Below are 22,136 nucleotides of genomic sequence, written 5' to 3'. Positions count from 1 at the left end.
TGGAAACCCTTCAATATCTTACTGCGAGGCAGCGAGCAAGGCTCACAGGGCAGAGGGTGAAGGGTTTCATGATGAGAGGGGGCGATCCCCCTCCTTAGTCAAATGGGGTTATTGGCACTGCTTTTCAATAAAGGGATTGGTATTGCCCTGCAGCTTGCCGATGCGGCGGTTGCGCTCGCACTCCCAGCCCTCTGCCGGATACTGCCTGTCCCAAGCTTCAAACAGTTTACGCTGTTGCGCTGCCAGACGCAGCCCATACTGCTGGCTCATATAGAGGTAGGCGCGGGCGATCTGGCCCCGCACCGGCCCTTTGGGCGGCTGTACCCGACGATCCTTGAAATCCACCAGCATCTGGCACTGGCCGTACTGATCCGGTTTGCCGTTCCAGTCAGAAAAACGGAAGTTGGCCCGATCGCCGTTCACTTCACCGATGGCGGGCACCAGATTGTGCATGTCCCCCTCCATTTTGTTGAACTCGTCGCTCTTGCCGCAGTTTTTGCGACCGCCATCCTGCCAGCACTGCAACTGGTGGCCGAACTCCCAGGCGGGGACTATATGCTCCCACTCGATGCGGGCGGCGCGCTGGGGCTGTTTGCGTGGCTCATAGCCGCAACTGGCCAGATCCGGGCTCATCTTCTTGCCCTGATAGTTGATGTTACAGCCGCAGTAGAAAGTGGTAACAGCGGGTTGGGTTTGATAGAGCTTGACCAGATCCTGTTTGGCGGAGCGAAAGGTCTGGGCATGGAGGGGGGCGCTGAGCAGCGGCAAACCGGCCAACAGGGTCAGGGCGAACGATAGCAGGGGGCGAAACATGAAGATCCTTGGCAAGAAAATAGGTGGATGAAACGAACCGCCGCTGGCGCGGGGCGCGACACAAGTTGGCTTATCGGGTGACGGCTGACTCCGACCGTTCCTGCGCCAGCGGCTGCTTGCAGCGGCGGCAGTGATAGCGGGCCTCGCCGCGTACCACCTTGTTGTGGCGGCGTATCGACAGCTGATGTTGCTGGCAGTGACAGCGATAGGGAATAGTGCGCTGCGCCAGTACTGCCAGATCGAAGCTGTGGGTGGTTCTGGGCTCAAGGCCGAACACCTCCCGCATCACTGACTGCCACTGGGTGCCGTGGGGCAAGACCCGGGTCTTGCCGCGCCCTTCACCGCTATGTTCACCCCAAAGGGCATGAACCAGCAGATGGGCCACTTCGTGGGGCACCACCTCGGCCAGAAACGCTTGTTGATTGGCCTGATAGAGGGCCGGATTGAAGCGCAGCTCCCAGGTTTGCAGCCGCGCCGATCCTGCTGCCCGGCCCCGCATATTGCAGTAGATCCGCGGGCGGGCAAAGGTGCGGTCAAGGCGCGCCTCGGCCTGCACAAAGCAGGCTTCTACGCGTTGTTGCAGTTGGGATACAAGCTGGGCAGGAGTGGCGTTCATCAACATCTCGGCGGGTAACGGACAAGCAAAAGGGGAGCCAGGCTCCCCTTTTATCACAACTGGCGACTGTTACAAGCCGGCAGCGGAGCGCAGCAGCTCGGCCTTGTCGGTCTGCTCCCACGGGAACTCTTCGCGACCGAAGTGACCGTAGGCAGCGGTAGCCTGGTAGATCGGACGCTTCAGATCCAGCATTTCGATCAGGCCATACGGACGCAGTTCGAAGTGCTCGCGCACCAGCTTGACCAGCAGATCCTCGGCGACCTTGGCAGTACCGAAGGTTTCGACGCTGATGGAGGTCGGCTCGGCCACGCCGATGGCGTAGGAGATCTGGATTTCACAACGATCGGCCAGACCGGCGGCAACGATGTTCTTGGCAACGTAGCGGGCAGCGTAGGCAGCGGAGCGGTCAACCTTGGACGGATCCTTACCGGAGAAGGCGCCACCACCGTGACGGGCCATGCCGCCGTAGGTGTCAACGATGATCTTGCGACCGGTCAGACCGCAATCACCCATCGGGCCGCCGATAACGAAACGGCCGGTCGGGTTGATGAAGTATTTGGTGTCTTTGGTGACCCACTCTGCCGGCAGCACCGGCTTGATGATCTCTTCGCGTACCGCTTCAACCAGATCTTTGTGGCTGATGGATTCGGCGTGCTGGGTAGACAGCACAACGGCATCGACACCAATGATCTTGCCTGCGTCATCGTAGGCGAAGGTCAGCTGGCTCTTGGCGTCCGGACGCAGCCACGGCAGGGTGCCGTTCTTGCGCACTTCAGCCTGGCGCTTCACCAGCAGGTGAGAGTAGGTGATGGGGGCGGGCATCAGCACGTCGGTTTCGTTGGTGGCGTAGCCGAACATCAGGCCCTGGTCACCGGCGCCCTGCTCCAGCGGATCGCGACGGTCAACACCCTGGTTGATGTCGGGGGACTGCTTGCCGATGGCGTTCAGCACGGCGCAAGAGTCAGCGTCGAAGCCCATGTCGGAGTGGGTGTAGCCGATTTCACGTACGGTATCACGCACGATCTCTTCGATATCAACCCAGGCAGAGGTAGTTACTTCACCGGCCACCATGACCATGCCGGTCTTGACCAGGGTCTCACAGGCAACGCGGGCCTTGGTATCTTGCTTGAGGATGGCGTCCAGTACCGCATCGGAGATCTGGTCCGCAATCTTGTCTGGGTGGCCTTCGGAGACCGACTCGGAAGTAAACAGCTTTGCCATGATGGGAGTCTCAGCTTGTCTGGGTTATCGCCACAGCAATAACCGGGTGAATAGGATGGTGTAGAGGTATCTACATCTGGACGTCTATTTTAATTAGCGCCCCACCCGATTGCCAGCACTATTTTGTCGTGCGGCCGCAGATGGGTTGCTAATGGCTCCCTTCTATCCCCAAGGGGATGGAAATCAAACGTTTGCCGTTGTGCTCTTTGGCCTGCAGGGCCCAAGAAAAGCGATTGTCCTCCCAAAGCCACTTTATTCGTCCAGATAGTATTTGCACGCCGCGCCCCCTGCTGGGACAATAACGCGCCTTAATCTTGGCCATCAAATGAAGCAATCGCAGGAGATACAGATGCCTTCTCGTAAAGAGCTTGCCAATGCCATTCGCGCATTGAGTATGGATGCCGTTCAAAAAGCCAACTCCGGTCACCCGGGCGCCCCCATGGGAATGGCGGATATCGCCGAAGTGTTGTGGCGTAGCCACCTCAAGCATAACCCGAACAACCCCAAGTGGGCCGACCGCGACCGTTTCATCCTGTCTAACGGTCACGGCTCCATGCTGCTGTACTCCCTGCTGCATCTCTCCGGTTATGACCTCTCCATCGACGATCTGAAAAACTTCCGCCAACTGCACTCTCGCACCCCGGGTCACCCGGAGTACGGTTATGCGCCGGGCATCGAGACCACCACTGGCCCGCTGGGTCAGGGCATCACCAATGCCGTGGGTATGGCGATCGCCGAAAAGGCCATGGCTGAGCAGTTCAACCAGCCGGGTCACGACATCGTTGACCACTTCACCTACGCCTTTATGGGCGACGGCTGCCTGATGGAAGGCATCTCCCACGAAGCGTGCTCCCTGGCAGGTACCCTGCAACTGGGCAAGCTGATTGCATTCTGGGATGACAACGGTATCTCCATCGACGGTCACGTTGAGGGCTGGTTCACCGACGATACGCCCAAGCGTTTTGAAGCCTACGGCTGGCACGTTATCCCGGCTGTTGACGGCCACAGCCCGGAAGCGCTCAATGCCGCTATCGAAGCTGCCAAGGCCGAGACCGGCAAGCCGACTCTGATCTGCTGCCGCACCATCATCGGTTACGGTTCACCGAACAAATCCGGTTCTCACGATTGCCACGGCTCACCGCTGGGCAACGACGAGATCGCCGCTGCACGCGCGTTCCTGAAGTGGGACCACGCCCCGTTCGTTATCCCGGCTGATATCGCTGCCGAGTGGAACGGTCAGGAGAAAGGCGCTGCGCTGGAAGCCGACTGGGATGCCAAGTTCGCTGCCTATGCCGCCGCTCACCCGACCCTGGCTGCCGAATTCAAGCGCCGTACCACTGGCGAGCTGCCAGCTAACTGGGCTGCCGAATCTGCCAAGATCATCGAAACCCTGCAAGCCAACCCGGCCAAGATCGCCACCCGTAAAGCGTCTCAAAACGCGCTGGAAGCGTTCGGCAAGCTGCTGCCGGAGTTCATGGGCGGTTCTGCCGACCTGGCTCCGTCCAACCTGACCATGTGGTCCGGTTCCAAGTCTCTGACCCCGGAGAGCGCAGCAGGTAACTACATCCACTACGGCGTGCGCGAGTTCGGCATGTCCGCCATCATGAACGGTATCGCTCTGCACGGTGGTTTCATCCCCTACGGCGCCACCTTCCTGATGTTTATGGAGTACGCCCGTAACGCCCTGCGCATGGCTGCGCTGATGAAGCAGCGATCCATCTTCGTTTACACCCACGACTCCATCGGTCTGGGTGAAGATGGTCCGACTCACCAGCCGGTTGAGCAGATCGCTTCCCTGCGTCTGACTCCGAACATGAGCACCTGGCGTCCGTGTGACCAGGTTGAATCCGCCATCGCCTGGAAGCACGCCATCGAGCGTACCGACGGCCCGACCTCGCTGATCTTCTCTCGTCAGAACCTGGCCCAGATGGACCGTACTGCCCAGCAACTGGCCGACACCGCCAAGGGTGGCTACGTGCTGAAGGATTGCGCCGGTACCCCTGAGCTGATCCTGATCGCCACCGGTTCCGAAGTGGAACTGGCCGTTGCCGCCTATGAGCAGCTGACTGCCAAGGGCCGTGCCGTGCGCGTGGTCTCCATGCCAGCCACCGACGTGTTCGACGCCCAGTCTGCCGAGTACAAAGCATCCGTGCTGCCGATGTCCGTCACCAAGCGTGTGGCCATCGAAGCAGGTATCGCTGACTACTGGTACAAGTACGTCGGTTTCGGCGGCAAGATCATCGGTATGACCACCTTCGGTGAGTCCGCACCGGCCGAGCTGCTGTTCAAGGAATTTGGCTTTACCGTGGAAAACGTGGTTGCGACCGCTGAATCCCTGTAATAGCTGATTGCTTGATACTGAATTGAAAAGCGCCTCCCTTGGGAGGCGCTTTTTTTTACACGACAAAAATTGTATGCCTGCTTAGGGCTTCTGAGTTTATGTAATTCAAATTAAATAATGACAAAGATCTCAAAAGCAAAGAGAGAGGCTTCATACAAGGCCCCTCTCGCACTATATTAGGTATCAGTTTTGATATATTTAATATCATTACTATGAGATGGAAATCAGAGTGTTGATGAACTCTGAAATTTTCAAAGCCTATAATTTGGGAGTATTTAGATGCCTTGCCAATGTTGTAGTAAACAGTTAAATATCGGAGTTTTACATAAGCACGATGAACTAGGTAATGAATACAAGTCCTGCCCTCGGTGCTCTGACACAAATGGTAGTGAACATGTTTTTCATCGTCATCCAGAGGCTTTTGGCCAAACGCCTGCACGTAAGACACCTACTAACCCTCAGGGTGATCAGAGTTATTGCGTCGATTGCCGGACATTAGACCCAGGTGCTCCATCAACGGTATACTTGAATGGTAAACCCTGTAGTTTTTTTAAGTAGAGAAAATGAATCTATTTCGTGATGATGCTGTGAAATGGTTGTCAACGCTTGCGGATGCAAGCGTTGATCTTGTTATAACGGATCCTCCATATGAGTCTTTAGAGAAACACCGGAAAATTGGGACAACAACTCGCCTTAAAGTAAGTGATGGATCAAGTAATCAATGGTTTGATATTTTCCCAAATGAACGCTTCGAAAGCTTATTTTTAGAGCTTTATAGAGTGTTAAAGAAAAACTCACATTTTTATCTATTCTGTGATCAAGAGACTATGTTTTATGTAAAACCAATTGCGGAAAAAGTTGGTTTTAAATTTTGGAAGCCAATCGTCTGGAATAAAATGGCAATTGGAATGGGGTATCATTATCGAGCCAAATATGAGTTTATTCTTTTCTTTGAAAAAGGAAAAAGAAAATTAAATGACTTAGGCATCCCTGATGTTTTGGAGTGTAAGCGTGTTCATCGTGGTTATCCCACGGAGAAGCCAGTTGCATTATTGGAGACTCTTATCTCACAGAGTTCTAGCCATGGCGATCTGATAGTAGATCCATTTTTTGGTTCTGGTTCGACTTTAGTTGCAGCTAAAAATATTGGTAGAAATGCTATGGGATGTGATATTTCAAATTTAGCTCACGAGCATTTCCATAAGCGAATGGAAAATTATTTAAATGACAACTAAATATCATGTTTCTATTTAAGCTCGTAGGTTCGATTAGCGAAGCGTAATCGGACGTTCGCGTTTTTTCAGTCGGTACCATAAAAATATTTTCCATTCGTGTTACCTAAAAAGAGACCGGCTATCAGCCGGTCTCTTTTTATTATTTAACACAAACCTTACGCCTGCGGCGGGGTACTTTCCGCATTGGACATCACCGCATCAATTTGCACCATGGCACCGGCGGGCAGTTCGCTCACCCCGAATACGGTGCGGGCGGGCAGATAGCTCGGGAAGTATTTGGTGTAGACGGCGTTGACCGCATCCAGATCGGCGATATTGCCGAGCTGGATATTGACCTTGACGATATCGTCCATCACATGGCCGATGCTCTCGACGATGGCTTTGATATTACTGAGGCACTGGGCGGTCTGCTCTTTGACACAGCCAGCCAGGATCTTGCCAGTGGTGGGGTCGATCGGTAGCTGCGCAGTCAGATGGTTGTAGTGGGAGAAGGCGACAGTCTGGCAATGGAGCGGGCTGCGCGGCGCCTTGTCGGTATTGCGGGCAGCGATCACCAGATTGTGGCGATCTTCCACCAGTTGCGGCGGAGTGCCGTCACCGTGGGAGATCACCGCATCCATCTGCACCCGGGCACCCATGGGCAGGGCGGCGGCACTGACCACCGAGCGGGCGGGCAGATAGGCCACGGCGCGGGCAATGGCGGAGTCAGGGAAGAAGGTGGTGTAGACCTCGTTGACGGCCTCCAGATCGGCGAGGCTGGTCAGGTAGATATTCACTTTGACGATATCGTCAAACGGCACGTCGATGCTCTCCAGCACCATTTTGATATTGCGCAGGCACTGACCCGCCTGCTCCTTGATACCACCGGTGACCAGCTGGCCCGAGGCGGCCTCGACCGGCAGTTGTGCGCCGATATTGTTGTAGTGGGAGAAGGCCACGCTATGGGTCGAGAGCGGGTTGTGCGGCGCCTTGTCGCTATTGCGGGCGAGCTTCACCAGCGCGCAGGGGGCTTGCGGGAAGGTGCCTTCGCCATTGGAGATGATGGCATCGATCTGCACCAGCGCACCCAGCGGCAGCGCGGCGACAGCGAGGGTGGTGCGGGTCGGCAGATAGCCCGGGAAGAATTCGCGATAGACGGCGTTGACCGCCTCCAGATCCGCCATCTCTTTGAGGAAGATGGTCGCTTTGACCATATCGTCCATCACATGGCCGATGCTCTCGACGATGGCTTTGAGGTTGCTCAGGCACTGTCTGGCCTGTGCGGTGACATCGCCACTCACCAGCTTGCCGGTGGCCGGATCGACCGGCAGTTGGGCGGAGATATTGTTGTAATGAGAGAAGGCCACCGTTTGGGTGCAGGGGCCCAGATCCTGGGGCGCATTGGTGGTATTTCTTGCCGACTTGATGATGGTGCCACTCATAGATATACCTCTTTTTAATATTTGTTGTTAATTCAGATACAGGTTTACCCCATCTGGTTGTACGCCATGGCCATTTTGCCTGCGGCGGCATCCCCGGTTATTATTTGTGATCCACTCAATAGCTGAATGGGATAAGAGAGGAGGTGACAGGGTGAATATTTCAGACGTTGCGATTCTATGAGTGGCCATCAGGGGTTGCAAACCAGTGATTTCATTTCTATGAGATGGCTCAATGCTCGCAAATTTAATGTGATTGCTATTCAATTCACCCTGAATAGTCGCCCATTCGCCCGCCAATGGCCCTGCACCGACCGGCAGCCCTGTCAGGGCAGGGGTTGGGGCGCAGGCCACGGCAGAGCAGGGCTGTGAATAAAGGGTTAACGCTATGGGTCAGGCTGCCACCAAACGATTTTATTGTGCATAGATATGTACTTTATGTTTTTTTAGTCATCTATCTTGCAGCGTGAAAATATGCTAGCTGCCATTCATGTTGCAACGGCTAAAGATGTGGCTGGAATATAATTCAAACTATTTGCATGAGCGGCAGATTGATAATTATCTGGCAGTCACTGTGTGACCGCAGATGTGAGGCGATTTTATCGTGCGATATATAGTGAGATATTCCATAAGATTGCAGCGAAAAATATGGGCCTCATTGTACGTCATGGAAAGCGCAGGAAAATGGCGGGGTTGTCATGGCGAGATTGTGGGCAGAGGGTGAGCGAGCCAATCAGGCCGAGCTTTCACAAACCCGATCGCATAGCCGCCCCGATAAAGCGATAGCGCACCGTCCAACGCAACAGCCCCGATCTTGGTCAGATCGGGGCTGTTGTGAGGCTATGGGATGCGTACAAACTCGCTTGGCAGGGTTTATCCCGCGGGATAGAGCGCCCCCAGCACTGCCGGACGGCTGGCACCGGTGACGGCTGGCAGGTTGCCCGGCTTGCGATGGATAAAGCACATGGCCAGCCAGGCAAATGCGGCTCCCTCCACCCAGTCGGGGGCCAGCCCCAGCTCGGCGGTGCTGGCGAGGCGCCAGCCGGGCAGCAGGCTGGCCAGCTCCGCCAGCAGCGGGGCGTTATGGGCGCCACCGCCACAGACAAACAGCTCGGCTTTCGGTTGGCTGGCGCCTACCGCCTCGGGCCGATCGGGCAACTGGCGGGCGATGCTGTGGCAGGTGAGCGCCTGCAGGGTGCGCTGCACATCTACCGGCGCGTAGCCACTGCCTGCCAGCTCGCCATCGAGCCAAGCGAGGGTGAACATCTCCCGTCCGGTGCTCTTGGGGGCGGGGGCGGCGAAGTAGGGGTGAGCCAGCAGCTTGGCGAGCAGCGGCGGGATAAGTTGACCGCTGGCGGCCCATTTGCCACCGGCGTCATAGCTGCCACCGTGGGGCTGATGGCGGCGATACCAGCCATCGAGCAGGGTGTTGGCGGGGCCGGTATCGAAGCCATACACTCCGCCTGCGTTGCCCGGCAATACCGAGATATTGGCGATGCCGCCGAGGTTCAGCACCACCCGCAGCGCGCCGGGTTTGGCAAATAGCGCCTGATGGAAGGCGGGCACCAGCGGCGCCCCCTGACCGCCGAGGGCCATGTCCATGGTGCGAAAATCGGCGATAACGTCGATGCCGGTTAGCGCCGCCAGCAGGGCGGCGTTGCCGATCTGCAGGGTAAAGCCGAGCTGGGGGCGGTGGCGGATGGTCTGACCGTGGCTGCCGATGGCGCGAATATCCTTGGGGGTCAGCCCCGCCTTGGCCAACAGCGCGTGGGTGGCGGTGGCAAACTCCCGTGCCACCAGATTATCGGCCACCCCCATGCGATCGATTTCGTTGTTGCTCGGGGTGCAGAGATCGTGCAGTTCGCGGGCGGTGGGCCAGGGGTGGCTGATGGCCGCTTCGACCCGCAGTTCATCCCCGTCGATCATCACCAGCACGGCGTCGATCCCGTCCATGCTGGTGCCCGACATCAATCCGATATAGCGTTCAGTCATGGTTGCTCCTCAATGAAAGGTTGCCGAGAAAGGGGCGTGAAAAGAGGCTGGCGGGTGAGGTCTTTACCCCGCCCGCCACTATCTGTCGCGACTATCTGCCACGACTATCCCGCTTGTTCTGGGCCAGTTGCAGCTCGGGGTTGTCGAGCTTGGCCAGTTGCGGCATCGCCAGCTTTTTGAAGTTGGCCAGCTCGCGCCCGCTCAGGGTCTCGGCCTGCGGCAGGGTGAGGGTGCGCGGGTTCTTGTGAATGCCGCCCACCACAAATTCATAGTGCAGGTGCGGGCCGGTGACGCGACCGGTGCCCCCCAGAGTACCGATGGTCTGCCCCTGCTTCACCCGCTGCCCCTTGTTGACGGTGCGTTTGGTGAGGTGCAGGTATTTGGTCACATAGTTGCCAGCGTGCTTGATAAAGACATAGTTGCCGTTGAACTGGTTGTAACCGGCGGCCACCACGCTGCCGGAGCCCGCCGCCATGATGGGGGTGCCCACCGGCGCCACATAGTCGATACCGTTGTGGGGGCGGATCTTGCCAGTGACCGGATGAAGGCGGCGCGGGTTGAAGTTGGAGCTGATGTATTTGAAGTTGACCGGCGCGCGCAGGAAGCTCTTGCGCATCGCCTTGCCTTCCGGGGTGTAGTAGTTGCCATCTCTGTTGAGCACAGCGCGATAGGTAGCGCCGTCGTTGACGAACTCGGCGGCCAGAATATCGCCGGAGGCGACCCGTTCGTCGTCGCGGAACTTGTCTTCGTAGACCACCCGGAAGCTGTCTCCCGGCTGCAGATCCTGGGCAAAGTCTATGTCCCAGCCGAAGATGGCGGCCAAGTCCATGATCTGATCTTCGGTCATCCCCGCTTCCACCGCGGCGCCCCAGAAGCTGGAGCGGATCTCCCCCTTGCTCACCTGTTCGCGGGTGTCGAGGGCAATCTTGAGGTTGCGGGCGAGAAACGTATCAGCCTTGCGACTGACCTTGAGCGCCTGCTCCAGACTGTGGGGGTAATAGAGGCTCTGAAGATCGCCGTGTTCGGTGAGTTTGAAGGTGAGCTCCTGCCCCGGCTGCAGCATCCGCAGGGGATCGCTGCCGTCGAGCTGGTCGATCAGGTGCAGATCCGTGGTGCTCAGGCCAATGCGCTGGAAGATCACCCCCATGTTGTCGCCACGGCGCACCTTCACCTGTTTGGTGATGTAGTGCGGCTTGGGCGGGGTGGTCGTTTGTGCCAACAGGTCAGCGTCATCCGGTTGCGACTCGGCGGCAAGCTCCCCGCTGTTGTCATCAACCCGGGTGGCGACCGCCCGTTCGCTTGGCCAGGCAGCCAGCATCATCACCATGATGCTTAAAATCAGCACCATTTTACGGTGCCAGGTGGGAAGAGCGTTGAAGGCGTTCCAAATGATCATGAGAGGCTGACGAAATCGGGCAGAATGGACGGATTTTACAGCCTTTCCAATTGGCCCGCCATTCCAGTAATATGTTTGGCCCTGTGGAATCGTGATTGGAGAGTCAAAAAATGTCCCAGCTCGAGGTGGCGCTAGCCGAGATCAAGCGCGGAGCGGAAGAAATTCTGGTTGAAGAAGAACTTGTTGCCAAGTTGAAGGAAGGGCGCCCGCTGCGCATCAAGTTGGGCATGGACCCGACCGCCCCCGACATTCACCTGGGTCATACGGTGATCCTCAACAAGCTGAAGACCTTCCAGGATCTGGGTCACGAGATCATCCTGCTGATCGGCGATTTCACTGCCATGGTGGGTGATCCCTCCGGCAAGAACAGCACCCGTCCGCCGCTCTCCGAAGAGGCCATCAAGCACAACGCCCTCACCTATGCGGAGCAGGCGTTCAAGATCCTCGATCCCGCCAAGACCCGCATCGAGTACAACTCGACCTGGTTGGGCGAGCTGGGCGCGACCGGCATGATCAAGCTGGCGGCCAAGCAGACCGTGGCCCGCATGATGGAGCGCGACGACTTCAAAAAGCGCTACACCGGCGGCCAATCCATCGCGATTCACGAATTCCTCTATCCGCTGCTGCAAGGCTATGACTCGGTTGCGCTGAAGGCGGACGTTGAGCTCGGCGGTACCGATCAGAAGTTCAATCTGCTGATGGGCCGCGAGCTGCAAAAAGATGCCGGCATGGCCGCCCAGTGCGTACTGATGATGCCGCTGCTGGTGGGTCTGGATGGCGTCAAGAAGATGTCCAAGTCCGCTGCCAACTACATTGGCGTACACGATGCCCCGGGCGAGATGTTCGGCAAGATCATGTCCATCACCGACGTGCTGATGTGGAACTACTACGAGCTGCTCTCGTTCCGCCCGCTGGCTGAAATCGAAGAGTTCAAGGCAGGCATCGCCGCTGGCACCCTCAACCCCCGCGACGTGAAGATCTGGCTGGCCAAAGAGATCATCACCCGCTACCACGACGCAGCGGCAGCCGAAGCGGCCCACGAAGATTTCACCCAGCGCTTCTCCAAGAACGCCATGCCGGACGAAATGCCGGAAGTCGAGCTGGCGCTGGAAGGCGAAGGGCTGGCCATTGCCAACCTGCTCAAGGATGCCGATCTGGTGGCCACCACCTCCGAAGCACTGCGGATGATCAAGCAGGGCGCGGTCAAGGTTGACGGCGAGAAGCTGGAAGATGGCAAGGCACTGGTTGGTGCCGGTACTGCCGTCTATCAGGTTGGCAAACGCAAGTTTGCCCGCGTGACTGTTAAGTAAACAGTACCGCCAAGTAAGCAGTACCGTCAGGCAAGTCGGCCATCAGGCCGGTTAAAGCTTGTTTAACAGGGCCTCCTTCGGGAGGCCTTGTTGTATCTGGGCGACACGGATCTGGGAGATAAAGTGCCGGAGGACGGCGCTGCCGGGGTGCGGCCGTGTCGCCAGACTGATGCTGGTCATCATGCCGTTGCCTGCAATGGGGTGATAACTGACCCCGAGCGGGCGCAGCGCCGCCACCGAGCTTGGCACCAGGGTCACCCCAAAGCCCGCCTGCACCATGGCGACGGTGGAGATCACCAGCGGACATTCGGGCCCCAGTATCGGCTCGAATCCGGCCTCCCGGCAGAGGGCCACGATGCCGTCATAGAGCCCGGGCCCGATGGCATGGGGGAACAGAATAAAACTCTCATCCTTCAGGCTGGCCAGTGGCAAGGGGCCCGGTCTGGCCTTGGGGTGGCTGGTCGGCAGCGCAATCAGCAGCGGCTCCTGATCGATCAGGTGATGGGTAAACTCCTCGCTGCCACGGCAGGGCAGCCGCAAGATGGCGGCATCCAACCGATCGTTGCGTAGCGCCTCCACCAGCGCTGGCATGGTGTCTTCCTGCGGGCTGAGGGCCACCTCGGGGTAGCGCTCCCGGTAGTCGTGCAGCAGGGTCAGCACCGCGGGGTGGAGCACGGTTGAACCGGCAAAGCCGATCCGCAGCGCCCCCTGTTCGCCCCGGGCAATCCGCTTTACCTTCTGTTTCGCCCCATCGGCCAGCGCCAGGATCTGCGCCGCATCCCGATAGAGGCTCTCACCCGCCTCGGTCAGCTCGATACTGCGGGTCAAACGGCGCAACAGCGGGGTGCCGAGGGTCTCCTCCAGCTTGCGGATCTGCTGGCTCAGCGGCGGCTGGGCCATGTTGAGTGATTCGGCTGCGCGGGTGAAATTCTGCTTTTCAACAACGGCCATGAAGTAGCGGAGCGTACGAAGTTCCATATCGATTGAGTCTCAAAGTCATGGGGTCAGCGTATTGGTGTTGAAATGTGAACCAAGTCACCATTGGATCCGAACGCTAACAGGATTCACGGTGGAGGTGAAACCCGAATGGAACATATTGCAACATCTGACAGTGCCGGGTGCAGCTGTGCCCTCGAAGTGAGCCAGCAGTTTTCCCGCTGGCGCAGGCAGCATGACGGTGGCGAGATCTACCAGAGTTCCCTGATGAGCGCCCTGCTGGCGGGGGTCTACGAAGGGGAGACCACCATGAGCGAGCTGCTGCGCCACGGCGACTTTGGCCTCGGCACCTTCAACCACCTCGATGGTGAGCTGATCGCCTTCGAGCGCCAGATCCACCAGTTGCGCTCTGATGGCTCGGCCCGGCCCGCCCGCGCCGATCAGAAGACCCCCTTCGCGGTGATGACCCATTTTCGCCCCTGTCTGGAGCGCCGCTTCGACCATCCCCTGAGCCGTGACGAGATCCACCAGTGGGTGGATCGGCTGGTGGGCTCCGACAACGTCTTTGTCGCCCTGCGCCTCGACGGCCAGTTTGAAACGGCCAAGGTACGTACCGTGCCGCGTCAGGAGCCCCCCTATCGCCCGATGCTGGAAGCGATCGAGCAGCAACCGCTGTTCCGCTTTGCCGCGGTGGCGGGAACTCTGGTGGGATTTCGCTGCCCGCCATTCGTGCAGGGGGTCAATGTGGCGGGTTTTCACGAGCACATGATCACCGCCGATCGCCAGGGGGGCGGCCATCTGCTGGACTACACCATGGCCCACGGCACCCTGCGTCTCTCGGTGGTGCGTCACCTCAATCTGGCCCTGCCAGCGGATCCGGCTTTTCGTCAGGCCGATCTCAACCCTGCCGATCTCGATCGCGCCATTCAGGCTGCCGAAGGTTGATATACAAGGATCAATATCATGGAAAACAGACAGTGGAAGTGCGGTGCCGAGCTGGTGGTACGCCATCTGGAGGCGCAAGGGGTCAAGCAGGTGTTCGGGATCCCGGGAGCCAAGATTGACCGGGTGTTCGATGCGCTGGAGGACTCCCCCATCGAGACCATAGTGGTGCGCCACGAGGCGAACGCCGCCTTTATGGCTGCCGCCGTGGGGCGTCTCACCGGCAAGGCGGGGGTGGCGCTGGTCACCTCGGGCCCCGGCTGCTCCAACCTGATCACCGGGCTGGCGACCGCCACCTCGGAGGGGGATCCCATGGTGGCGCTGGGCGGTGCGGTGCGCCGCGCCGACGGCCTCAAGCTCACCCACCAGAGCATGGATACGGTCAACCTTTGCCGTCCGGTCACCAAGTTCAGCGCCCAGGTCAACAGTGGGGCGGCGATCTCGGAAGTGATGGCCAACGCCTTTCGCGCCGCCGAGCTGGGTCGGCCGGGGGCGGCGTTCGTCAGCCTGCCGATGGACATCATCAACAAACCGGTGCAAGGGTGCGTGTTGGTGCCCCACGAGGTGCCGGAGCCGGGCTGCGCCGATGAGCAGAACATGGAGCAGGCATTGACCCTGCTGCGCAACGCCGAGAATCCGGTGGTGCTGCTCGGCCTGATGGCGAGTCGGCCTTCGACCGCCGAGGCGGTGCGCACCTTCCTCGACAAGGCGCGGCTGCCGGTGACCGGCACCTATCAGGCCGCCGGGGTGGTCGACAGTTGCCACTTCGATGACTTTGCCGGACGGGTGGGGCTGTTCAACAACCAGCCGGGGGATCAACTGCTGGCGGGGGCCGATCTGGTGATCTGCATCGGCTACAGCCCCATCGAGTACGACCCCGTGTTGTGGAATGGCGATCGGGAGCGGCGCATCCTCCATATCGATGTGCTGCCCGCCGATATCGACAGCAGCTACTGCCCGAGCGCCGAGCTGGTGGGGTCGATCCGCGCCAACCTGTTGCAGCTGACCCGTATCATGGGCAATCCGAAAATCCGTCCTCCCGAGGTGGATCGGCTGCTGCAAGGTGTACGCCAGCAGCGGCTGCGGCTGGCGTTGCGGGCCGACGATCTGCACGGCACTCCGGTTCACCCCTTGCGCATCGTGCGCGAGCTGCAGGATCTGGTGCGCGATGACATGACCCTCTGCGTCGACATGGGCAGCTTCCATATCTGGATCGCCCGCTACCTCTACAGCTTCCGCGCCCGTCAGGTGTTGATCTCCAACGGTCAGCAGACCATGGGGGTGGCGCTGCCGTGGGCCATCGGCGCGGCGCTGGTGCGACCGGGTGAGAAGGTGATCTCGGTATCGGGGGATGGCAGCTTTATGCAGTCGAGCATGGAGCTGGAGACGGCGGTGCGGCTCAAGAGCAACATTGTTCACATCATCTGGGTCGATAACGGCTACAACATGGTGGCGATGCAGGAGCAGCAGAAGTATTGCCGCACCTCCGGCGTCTCCTTTGGCCCTATCGACTTCAAGCGCTATGCCGAATCGTTCGGGGCAGCTGGTTTCGCGGTGCGCTCGGCCGACGAGCTGCGCGCCACCCTGCGCGCCGCGCTGGCGGTGGAGGGGCCGGCTGTGGTGGCGATCCCGGTGGATTACTCCGACAACCCGGGGCTGATGGCCCAGCTCAGGCCAGAAGTATTGGCATAAGCACTGGTAAAGTGCGGGCAGCAGTAGTGGCTTCAGTGCTTGCCTGAATAGATAAGTGCAGGCAGACAGGCCAGCCCACATAGCAAAAACCGGCATCAGGTGATGCCGGTTTTTTTATTGCTACGCGGGATTAGCGGCCTTAGCGGGCCAGCTGGACGGCGGCGCGCGCGCGGGCCGGTTGCGGGTGGTGCTTGGCTTTTGGCGCGCAGGCAACTTTCAGGCGCAGCCACTCGCGCCACAGCAGCCAGCAGAGCGGCAGGGTTAGCAGTAGCACGGTGGCGGGCTGGGCCATCAGCACCCCATCGCGACCCCACTGTTGCGGCAGCAGGAAAATAAGCGGCAGCAGCAGCAGGGTTTTAGCGAGGGAGATGACCAGCGCTTGCCGGGTACGGGCCATGGATTGCAGCAGCACTATGCCGAATACGATGATCCCCTCCAGCGGAATGGCACCGAGGTTGAGGGTCAGGCTGCTGATGGCAGCGGCCAGCAGTTCGGGATCGTTATTGCCGGTATAGAGCATGGCGACCTGGCTTGGCAGTAGCTGGATGGTGAGCCACACCAGCATGCCGTAGATAAAGGTGATCTTGAGCCCCATCTCCATCAGGAATTTGAGGTCGCGGTGGCGCTTGGCCCCCGCCGCCTTGCTGATCAGCGGCTGAATGCCGAACGCCAGCCCCTGCAGGATCACGATAAAGACCGCCTCGGTATAACCGGCCACGGTAAAGCCCGCCAGATCCTTCACATTGCCATACACCATCAGCTGGCTGTTGTGCAGCATCAGCAACAGGCCGAGGTTGAACTGGGCAATCAGGCTCGGCAGACCGGTAAACAGCAGGTTCGGCATGGCCGGGAGGTTGGGCACCAGATCCCGCCATGAGAGTTGCAGCCGGGCCCAGGGGGTAAAGAAGTAGCCAAGGCCGATCAGGCTAACAATTCCCTCTGCCATCAGGGTGGCCTGGGCGGTACCGATCAATCCCAGTCCCAGCCGACCCACCATGATGTAGTTGAGGATGATGTTGAGCACGGCGCCGCTGCTCACCAGCACCATCGCCAGTTTCGGGCGGCCATCGTTGCGCAGCAGATAGGGCACCGCCAGATTGCTGGCCAGCAGCAGGGTGCCGCCGCCGATCCAGGTGAGGTAGTCGCTCGCCTGCTTCCAGGTGTCGGTGCCCTGTTCAATGCCCAGTCCCAGCAAGATATCGGTGTGGGTGTAATAGAGCAGCGCGGGCGCAAGCACCCCGAGTCCTGCCAGCAGCCAGAGGGCATTGACCAGCGCCTGACGGGCCAGCTTGTCGTTTTTCGCCCCTTGCTGAAAAGAGATGGCGGTGGCCGCCCCCATGCTGATCATGGCGGCCAGACCGATCAGCACCATGATGACCGGATAGACCAGATTGATCCCGGCGAGGCCCGCGGCGCCAACGTAGTGGCCGACGAAGATGCCGTCGATAAGGTAGTAGGCCCCCGAGACCAGCATGGCAAGAATGGAGGGGAGGGCGTAAGCCCAGAAGCGGCGGGTCATCGCCTGTTGGCGCAGTGTTAAATAGGCAGACATATCTGTTCTCTTGGGGAGCTCGATTATCGAACAGAGAGTGTAGATTAATACTGATTTGGTGATAATCAGGGTTTCACTTGATGGATTGCTGAGTATTTCTCATTAATTCGAGGTGGATAGTGGGCCTTGAGCATGTCGATCAGGATGCGCAGGCCGCTGCCCAGTTGATGGCGGCCGGGATAGAAGAGGGAGAAACCGGCAAAGATCGGGCACCAGGGCTCCAGCACGGTGAGCAGTTTTCCCTCTGCCACTTTTTGGCTCACCTCCTCTTCCAGACAGTAGGCGAGCCCCAGCCCCGCTTCGGCTGCACCCAGATAGAGGGCCGGGGTGCTGGTGGTGAGCGGCCCGGTCACTTCAATCTCCAGCATGTTGCCATCGGCGGCAAAGGCCCAGCGATAGTGATGGTGCGGGGTGAGGCGATAGCCGATGCAGGCGTGACGGCTCAGCTCGCTCGGGTGCTGCGGTATGCCATGCTCGGCCAGATAGGCGGGGGAGCCCACCACCAGATAGCGCTGGGGCGAGCCGAGGGGAATACCTATCATCTCTTTGGGCAGCAGATCGCCGTAAAAGAGCGCCGCATCATACCCATCTTCAATCAGCCGGGGCATCAGCTCCTGCTCCACTACCTCCACCTGCATTCTGGGATAACGGCGCAGATAGTCGATAAGCACCGGTGCCAGCAGGCTGTCGATGGCGCCGCGCGGGGCGCAGAGCTTGATCCGGCCCACCGGCTCGTCGCTGTTGCGAGCCAGCTCGCTGAGCGCCTCTTCCAGGGTGTTAAGAGTTGGCAACAACTGCTTGAGCAGCCGCTGGCCCGCGTCGGTCGGCACCACGGCGCGAGTGCTGCGGTTGAGCAGACGGACACCTAATCTGGCCTCCAATCCTTTCAGACTGTGGCTAATGGCGGAGGCGGAGACCCCGAGTTCGAGGGCGGCCTTGCTGAAGCTGCGGTGACGGGCGACGGCGGCAAATACCGCCAGTTCGGCGAGATCGGTACGGGTAATGGTCATCATCAATCAACAAAAAGGCGTGAGTCACAAGGGTACGCCAAGGCTGTGCTGCACACAATCCGCGCGCAATGGGTGACTTGTTGCAAAAATGTATCTCCCTGCAGGCCATTGATTCCAGTGAAACTAAGTTGAATTGTTAAAAAAAACTCACAACAAGGCATTCGCAATGTGATCTTGGTCGTCCGAAAGGCGACCCGAATCAAACTTTGGTTGATTAATTCAAAAAAACGCTGTGATTAATAGGGGTATTTAATTAGAGTCAGCCCATCAAGAGTGGTGCACGTTAAGTAGTTGTTAAGCGAGACGGGCGCTGACCCTCAGGGTCAAAATTTCGCACTGTTGTTTGTTGCGGTCTTGTTGTCACAAGGAGTGATGGCCAGGTCGCCGGGGTGCGAGAGGTTAATGAGAGGGATGAACAGCAGGCGTTCCAGGGAGATGGAACCGGGCCGAGAGCCCGAACAAACAAGAATCCCATTTTTCCTAGATGACAGGAACAACATATGTCTGACATGAATATTGCAGCTGATGGTCGTTTAGCCAGCAACGCTTCCCGCGGCATCAACAAGGCCGATGTGGTCTGGATGCTGGGTCTGTACGGTACCGCGATCGGTGCCGGTGTGCTCTTCCTGCCAATCAACGCCGGTGTAGGTGGTCTGTGGCCGCTGGTTGCCATGTTGATCCTGGCTCTGCCGCTGACTTTCTTCGCTCACCGTGGTCTGGCCCGCTTCGTGCTGTCCGGCTCTACCCGTGATGGCGACATCACTGAAGTAGTAGAAGAGCACTTCGGCAAGACCGCAGGCAAATTCATCACCCTGCTCTACTTCTTTGCCATCTACCCGATCGTACTGATGTACTCGGTCGCCATCACCAACACCGTCGAGAGCGTGATTGTTCACCAGCTGGGCATGTCTGCACCTCCCCGTGCCGTTCTGTCACTGGCGCTGATCCTCGGTCTGATGGCGGTTGTTCGTCTGGGCGGCCAGGTTATCGTCAAAGCGATGAGCGTGTTGGTATTCCCGTTCGTAATCACCCTGATGGGTCTGGCGTTCTACCTGATCCCGCATTGGAACGGTACCATCATCACTGAAGCACCAGCGCTGGCTGACGCCTTCAACGGCGACTTCCTCAAGACCCTGTGGCTGGCTATCCCGGTTATGGTGTTCTCCTTCAACCACTCTCCGATCATCTCCTCCTTCGCGGTGGACAACAAAGGTCGTTACGGTGAAGGTGCCGAGAAGAAGTGCAGCAACATCCTGCTGGGCGCTCACGTCATGATGGTAATGACCGTTATGTTCTTCGTATTCAGCTGCGTACTGAGCCTCTCTCCGGCTGACCTGGCTGCTGCCAAAGAGCAGAACATCTCCATCCTGTCCTATCTGGCCAACCACTTCGACAACCCGGTTATCGCCACTGTGGCTCCGTTGATCGCCATGGTTGCCATCAGCAAATCCTTCCTGGGTCACTACCTGGGTGCGCAAGAGGGCATGAACGGCCTGATGGCCAAGGCGCTGCGTGAGAAGGGCAAGAACGTTGACACCAAGCAACTGAACAAAGTGACTGCGGTGTTCATGATCCTGACCACCTGGGCTATCGCCACCATCAACCCGAGCATCCTCGGCATGATTGAAGACCTGGGCGGCCCGATCATCGCAATGCTGTTGTTCCTGATGCCGATGTACGCCATCACCAAGGTTCCGGCCATGCGCAAATACGCTGGCAACATCAGCAACGGCTTCGTGACCCTGATTGGCCTGATCGCCATGTCCGGTATCATCTACAAGCTGATTGCCTGATAACTCCGGTTACCAAGTTGAATGAAGAAGCCGCCTCGCAAGAGGCGGCTTTTTTTATGGCTGTTTGGGGCGGCGAGCGGATGCGACAGCGCTACTTCATCAGCTTCTTCACCTCGTCGCTGGCCAGCGCCTTGTTGAATTTTTCCCGCGCCTCTTTCCCCTTGGCGGAGTTGGTAAAGCAGACGTGGAGGGACTTGTCCTCGAGGATCTTGTCGTTGAAGCCGAGGTTGGCGGCCACGTCCTGGAGCTGGGGATCGCTCTTCAGCAGATAGGTCATCACATTCTGGTCGATGACCGCCAGATCGAGCCGACCGTTGCCGAGCTTGAGCAGGTTCTGGCTGTCCGAGCTGGTGGCGTCTGCAGAGAGAGCCTTGCTGGCCACTTTTTCGTCGAACTCGGTGGTATTCACATAGCCGGTGACGACACCAATTTTCTTACCCTTGAGGTCATCCAGGCTCTGCCAGGTGACCGGCTGATCGGCTCGCTGGGCAAAGCCGAGGGGGCCGTTACCTATGGGGTCGGAGAAGAGGCAGCTGCTCTTGGGGTCGAGATACTCGGGGAAATAACCCAGCACCTCGGGGTTGTTGAGCGCCTCGTCCACTGCCCGCTGCCAGGGAAAAAACTTGATGGTCAGCGGGTCGCCAGCCAGGGCAAAGGCTGCGGTCACCACCTGGCTGCTCTTGCCCTGTTCAGGGAGGCTGGCACTGGTGTAGGGGGGCCATTCAAGGCTGGTCAACACTGCCGCCTGAGCGGCCGACATGCCGAGCAGGGGGAGGGTGGCCAGGGCGAGGTGCTTCCATTTCAGGCTCATAGGGATAACTCCTTGTGGTCGAACACCTCTTAAAGATAGCCCCCGGGGTCGATTGCGGATGCAGGCCATGGCTGACCGGCATCCTTGCCATCTATTTGTTGTCGATATTCTCCGACTGCCAGAGTGCATAGCCCTTGCCGGAAGCCGTGGTGGGCAGATCAATCTGCATCAGGTCATTGCCGATAACGAACGGCCCCGTGTAGCGGGCACGCAGATCCTGCGCCAGATCCTTCACCCTGATCTGGCCGTTGAGGCCGATATGGCTGAACACCGTCAGCGCCGGTTTGGCTTCGTTCATCACTCTTGCCGCTTGCTCGGGGGAGGCGAGGTGACCGGCGATCGCCTTGTAGCCGGGGTTGGCCTTCATCTGCTCGGCAGAGGTCATGGAGACGCAGTGCACCAGCAGATCGGCCCCTTTGGCCTGCTTCACCACCTCCGGGCTGTAGCGGGTATCGCCGGAGAGCACCACGCTGTGGCCGTGGTAGTCGATGCGATAGCCGAACGACGGCTTGATGTTGACCCCGTGGTCGTTGTCAAAGGCGGTCACCTTGACCCCGTCCTGGTTGTAGACCACCCCGGCGGTGACCTCGTGGCTGTTGATCTCCACCCCGTCCAGCGGCGTTCCCTCATCCTTGACCCGGGTGGCAATGTCGGTGGCGTAGGCCTGCTGCAAGCCACGGGCGAGAGCGGTGGTGCCTTTGGGGCCGTAGAGTGCCATCGGCGCGTGGCGCTGGCCATAGGCCGGTTGCAGCCAGCCGGTCAGCCAGAGATCCGCCAGCCCGTTGGTGTGGTCTGAGTGAAAGTGGGTGAGGAAGAAGGCATTGACCCGGCCGATGGGGATATGCAGCTGCCACAGGCGAGTGGTGGAGTTGCGGCCAAAATCGAACACCAGCTTCTGGTTGCCCGCCTCGACCAGGGTGCTGTAGCCGCCGCGACTGATCTGGGGTACCGGAGTACCGGTGCCGAGCAGGCTGACCCGAAAGATATGGCTCTGTCCCAATTATGTGTTGAAAGGCTAAGCTTGAAGTAGGCCATCACCTTGAGGTCTACCATCATGG

At 58.9% G+C, this 22,136-nt stretch carries 17 protein-coding genes; 6 read left to right on the top strand and 11 right to left on the bottom strand.

Going from position 1 to position 22,136, the window contains the following annotated elements:
• Window positions 1-108 precede the first annotated feature (108 nt).
• From CF137_RS19165 to metK, 3 genes are all read right to left on the bottom strand, one after another.
• Window positions 109-813, bottom strand: coding sequence for an endonuclease (locus tag CF137_RS19165; RefSeq protein ID WP_162515988.1), 705 nt, complete (start codon window positions 811-813; stop codon window positions 109-111).
• Window positions 814-883: 70 nt separating this feature from the next.
• Window positions 884-1,429, bottom strand: coding sequence for a SprT family zinc-dependent metalloprotease (locus CF137_RS19160; protein ID WP_162515987.1), 546 nt, complete (start codon window positions 1,427-1,429; stop codon window positions 884-886).
• Window positions 1,430-1,498: 69 nt separating this feature from the next.
• Window positions 1,499-2,650: a methionine adenosyltransferase gene (gene metK, locus CF137_RS19155; RefSeq protein ID WP_042020452.1), complete on the bottom strand. Its 1,152-nt coding sequence runs from the start codon at window positions 2,648-2,650 to the stop codon at window positions 1,499-1,501.
• Window positions 2,651-2,999: 349 nt separating this feature from the next.
• Between metK and tkt the strand changes: the two genes are divergently transcribed.
• Window positions 3,000-4,991: a transketolase gene (tkt, locus tag CF137_RS19150; protein WP_101318255.1), complete on the top strand. Its 1,992-nt coding sequence runs from the start codon at window positions 3,000-3,002 to the stop codon at window positions 4,989-4,991.
• A gap of 563 nt (window positions 4,992-5,554) precedes the next feature.
• A complete protein-coding gene (locus CF137_RS19140) occupies window positions 5,555-6,226 on the top strand; it encodes a DNA-methyltransferase (RefSeq protein WP_101325464.1) in 672 nt (223 codons plus the stop codon).
• A gap of 155 nt (window positions 6,227-6,381) precedes the next feature.
• Here CF137_RS19140 and CF137_RS19135 read toward each other — a convergent pair whose 3' ends face one another.
• The 3 genes from CF137_RS19135 to CF137_RS19125 all read right to left on the bottom strand — a co-directional run bounded on the left by CF137_RS19135 (window position 6,382) and on the right by CF137_RS19125 (window position 11,032).
• The gene (locus CF137_RS19135) at window positions 6,382-7,647 is read right to left on the bottom strand and encodes a RidA family protein (RefSeq protein ID WP_139720998.1); all 1,266 of its coding nucleotides are present in this window, start codon (window positions 7,645-7,647) and stop codon (window positions 6,382-6,384) included.
• An 870-nt stretch (window positions 7,648-8,517) separates the two neighbouring features.
• Entirely contained in the window at window positions 8,518-9,636 is a 1,119-nt protein-coding gene (locus tag CF137_RS19130) for an anhydro-N-acetylmuramic acid kinase (RefSeq protein ID WP_139720996.1), read from the bottom strand.
• 91 nt (window positions 9,637-9,727) lie between these two features.
• Window positions 9,728-11,032: a peptidoglycan DD-metalloendopeptidase family protein gene (locus tag CF137_RS19125; RefSeq protein ID WP_139720994.1), complete on the bottom strand. Its 1,305-nt coding sequence runs from the start codon at window positions 11,030-11,032 to the stop codon at window positions 9,728-9,730.
• Window positions 11,033-11,142: 110 nt separating this feature from the next.
• Between CF137_RS19125 and tyrS the strand changes: the two genes are divergently transcribed.
• The gene (tyrS, locus tag CF137_RS19120) at window positions 11,143-12,342 is read left to right on the top strand and encodes a tyrosine--tRNA ligase (RefSeq protein WP_139720993.1); all 1,200 of its coding nucleotides are present in this window, start codon (window positions 11,143-11,145) and stop codon (window positions 12,340-12,342) included.
• Window positions 12,343-12,393: 51 nt separating this feature from the next.
• Here the strand turns inward: tyrS and CF137_RS19115 are convergent, their stop codons facing one another.
• Window positions 12,394-13,320, bottom strand: a complete 927-nt coding sequence (locus CF137_RS19115) for a LysR family transcriptional regulator (RefSeq protein ID WP_139720990.1) — start codon at window positions 13,318-13,320, stop codon at window positions 12,394-12,396.
• Window positions 13,321-13,428: 108 nt separating this feature from the next.
• Here CF137_RS19115 and budA point away from each other — a divergent pair, with 108 nt between their 5' ends.
• Together budA and alsS are read left to right on the top strand one after the other, a co-directional pair.
• Window positions 13,429-14,223: an acetolactate decarboxylase gene (gene budA / locus CF137_RS19110; protein WP_098970148.1), complete on the top strand. Its 795-nt coding sequence runs from the start codon at window positions 13,429-13,431 to the stop codon at window positions 14,221-14,223.
• An 18-nt stretch (window positions 14,224-14,241) separates the two neighbouring features.
• Window positions 14,242-15,912, top strand: a complete 1,671-nt coding sequence (gene alsS, locus CF137_RS19105) for an acetolactate synthase AlsS (protein ID WP_139720987.1) — start codon at window positions 14,242-14,244, stop codon at window positions 15,910-15,912.
• 139 nt (window positions 15,913-16,051) lie between these two features.
• Here the strand turns inward: alsS and CF137_RS19100 are convergent, their stop codons facing one another.
• Together CF137_RS19100 and CF137_RS19095 are read right to left on the bottom strand one after the other, a co-directional pair.
• Window positions 16,052-17,464: an MATE family efflux transporter gene (locus CF137_RS19100; protein WP_139720985.1), complete on the bottom strand. Its 1,413-nt coding sequence runs from the start codon at window positions 17,462-17,464 to the stop codon at window positions 16,052-16,054.
• 65 nt (window positions 17,465-17,529) lie between these two features.
• Entirely contained in the window at window positions 17,530-18,474 is a 945-nt protein-coding gene (locus CF137_RS19095) for a LysR family transcriptional regulator (RefSeq protein ID WP_139721101.1), read from the bottom strand.
• Between the two features lie 500 nt (window positions 18,475-18,974).
• Between CF137_RS19095 and CF137_RS19090 the strand changes: the two genes are divergently transcribed.
• Entirely contained in the window at window positions 18,975-20,267 is a 1,293-nt protein-coding gene (locus tag CF137_RS19090; protein ID WP_162515640.1) for an HAAAP family serine/threonine permease, read from the top strand.
• A 91-nt stretch (window positions 20,268-20,358) separates the two neighbouring features.
• Here CF137_RS19090 and CF137_RS19085 read toward each other — a convergent pair whose 3' ends face one another.
• Window positions 20,359-21,078 (bottom strand): substrate-binding periplasmic protein, encoded by a 720-nt coding sequence (locus CF137_RS19085; protein ID WP_139720983.1) that lies wholly within the window; start codon window positions 21,076-21,078, stop codon window positions 20,359-20,361.
• Window positions 21,079-21,169: 91 nt separating this feature from the next.
• A complete protein-coding gene (locus CF137_RS19080; RefSeq protein ID WP_240038575.1) occupies window positions 21,170-22,078 on the bottom strand; it encodes an MBL fold metallo-hydrolase in 909 nt (302 codons plus the stop codon).
• Between the last annotated feature and the right edge of the window lie 58 nt (window positions 22,079-22,136).

This window comes from Aeromonas sobria (assembly GCF_006243315.1).
GTDB classification, from domain to species: Bacteria; Pseudomonadota; Gammaproteobacteria; order Enterobacterales; family Aeromonadaceae; genus Aeromonas; species Aeromonas sobria_A.
Note: the sequence above shows the minus strand (reverse complement) of the source record. Positions and strands in the feature narration are given on the sequence as shown.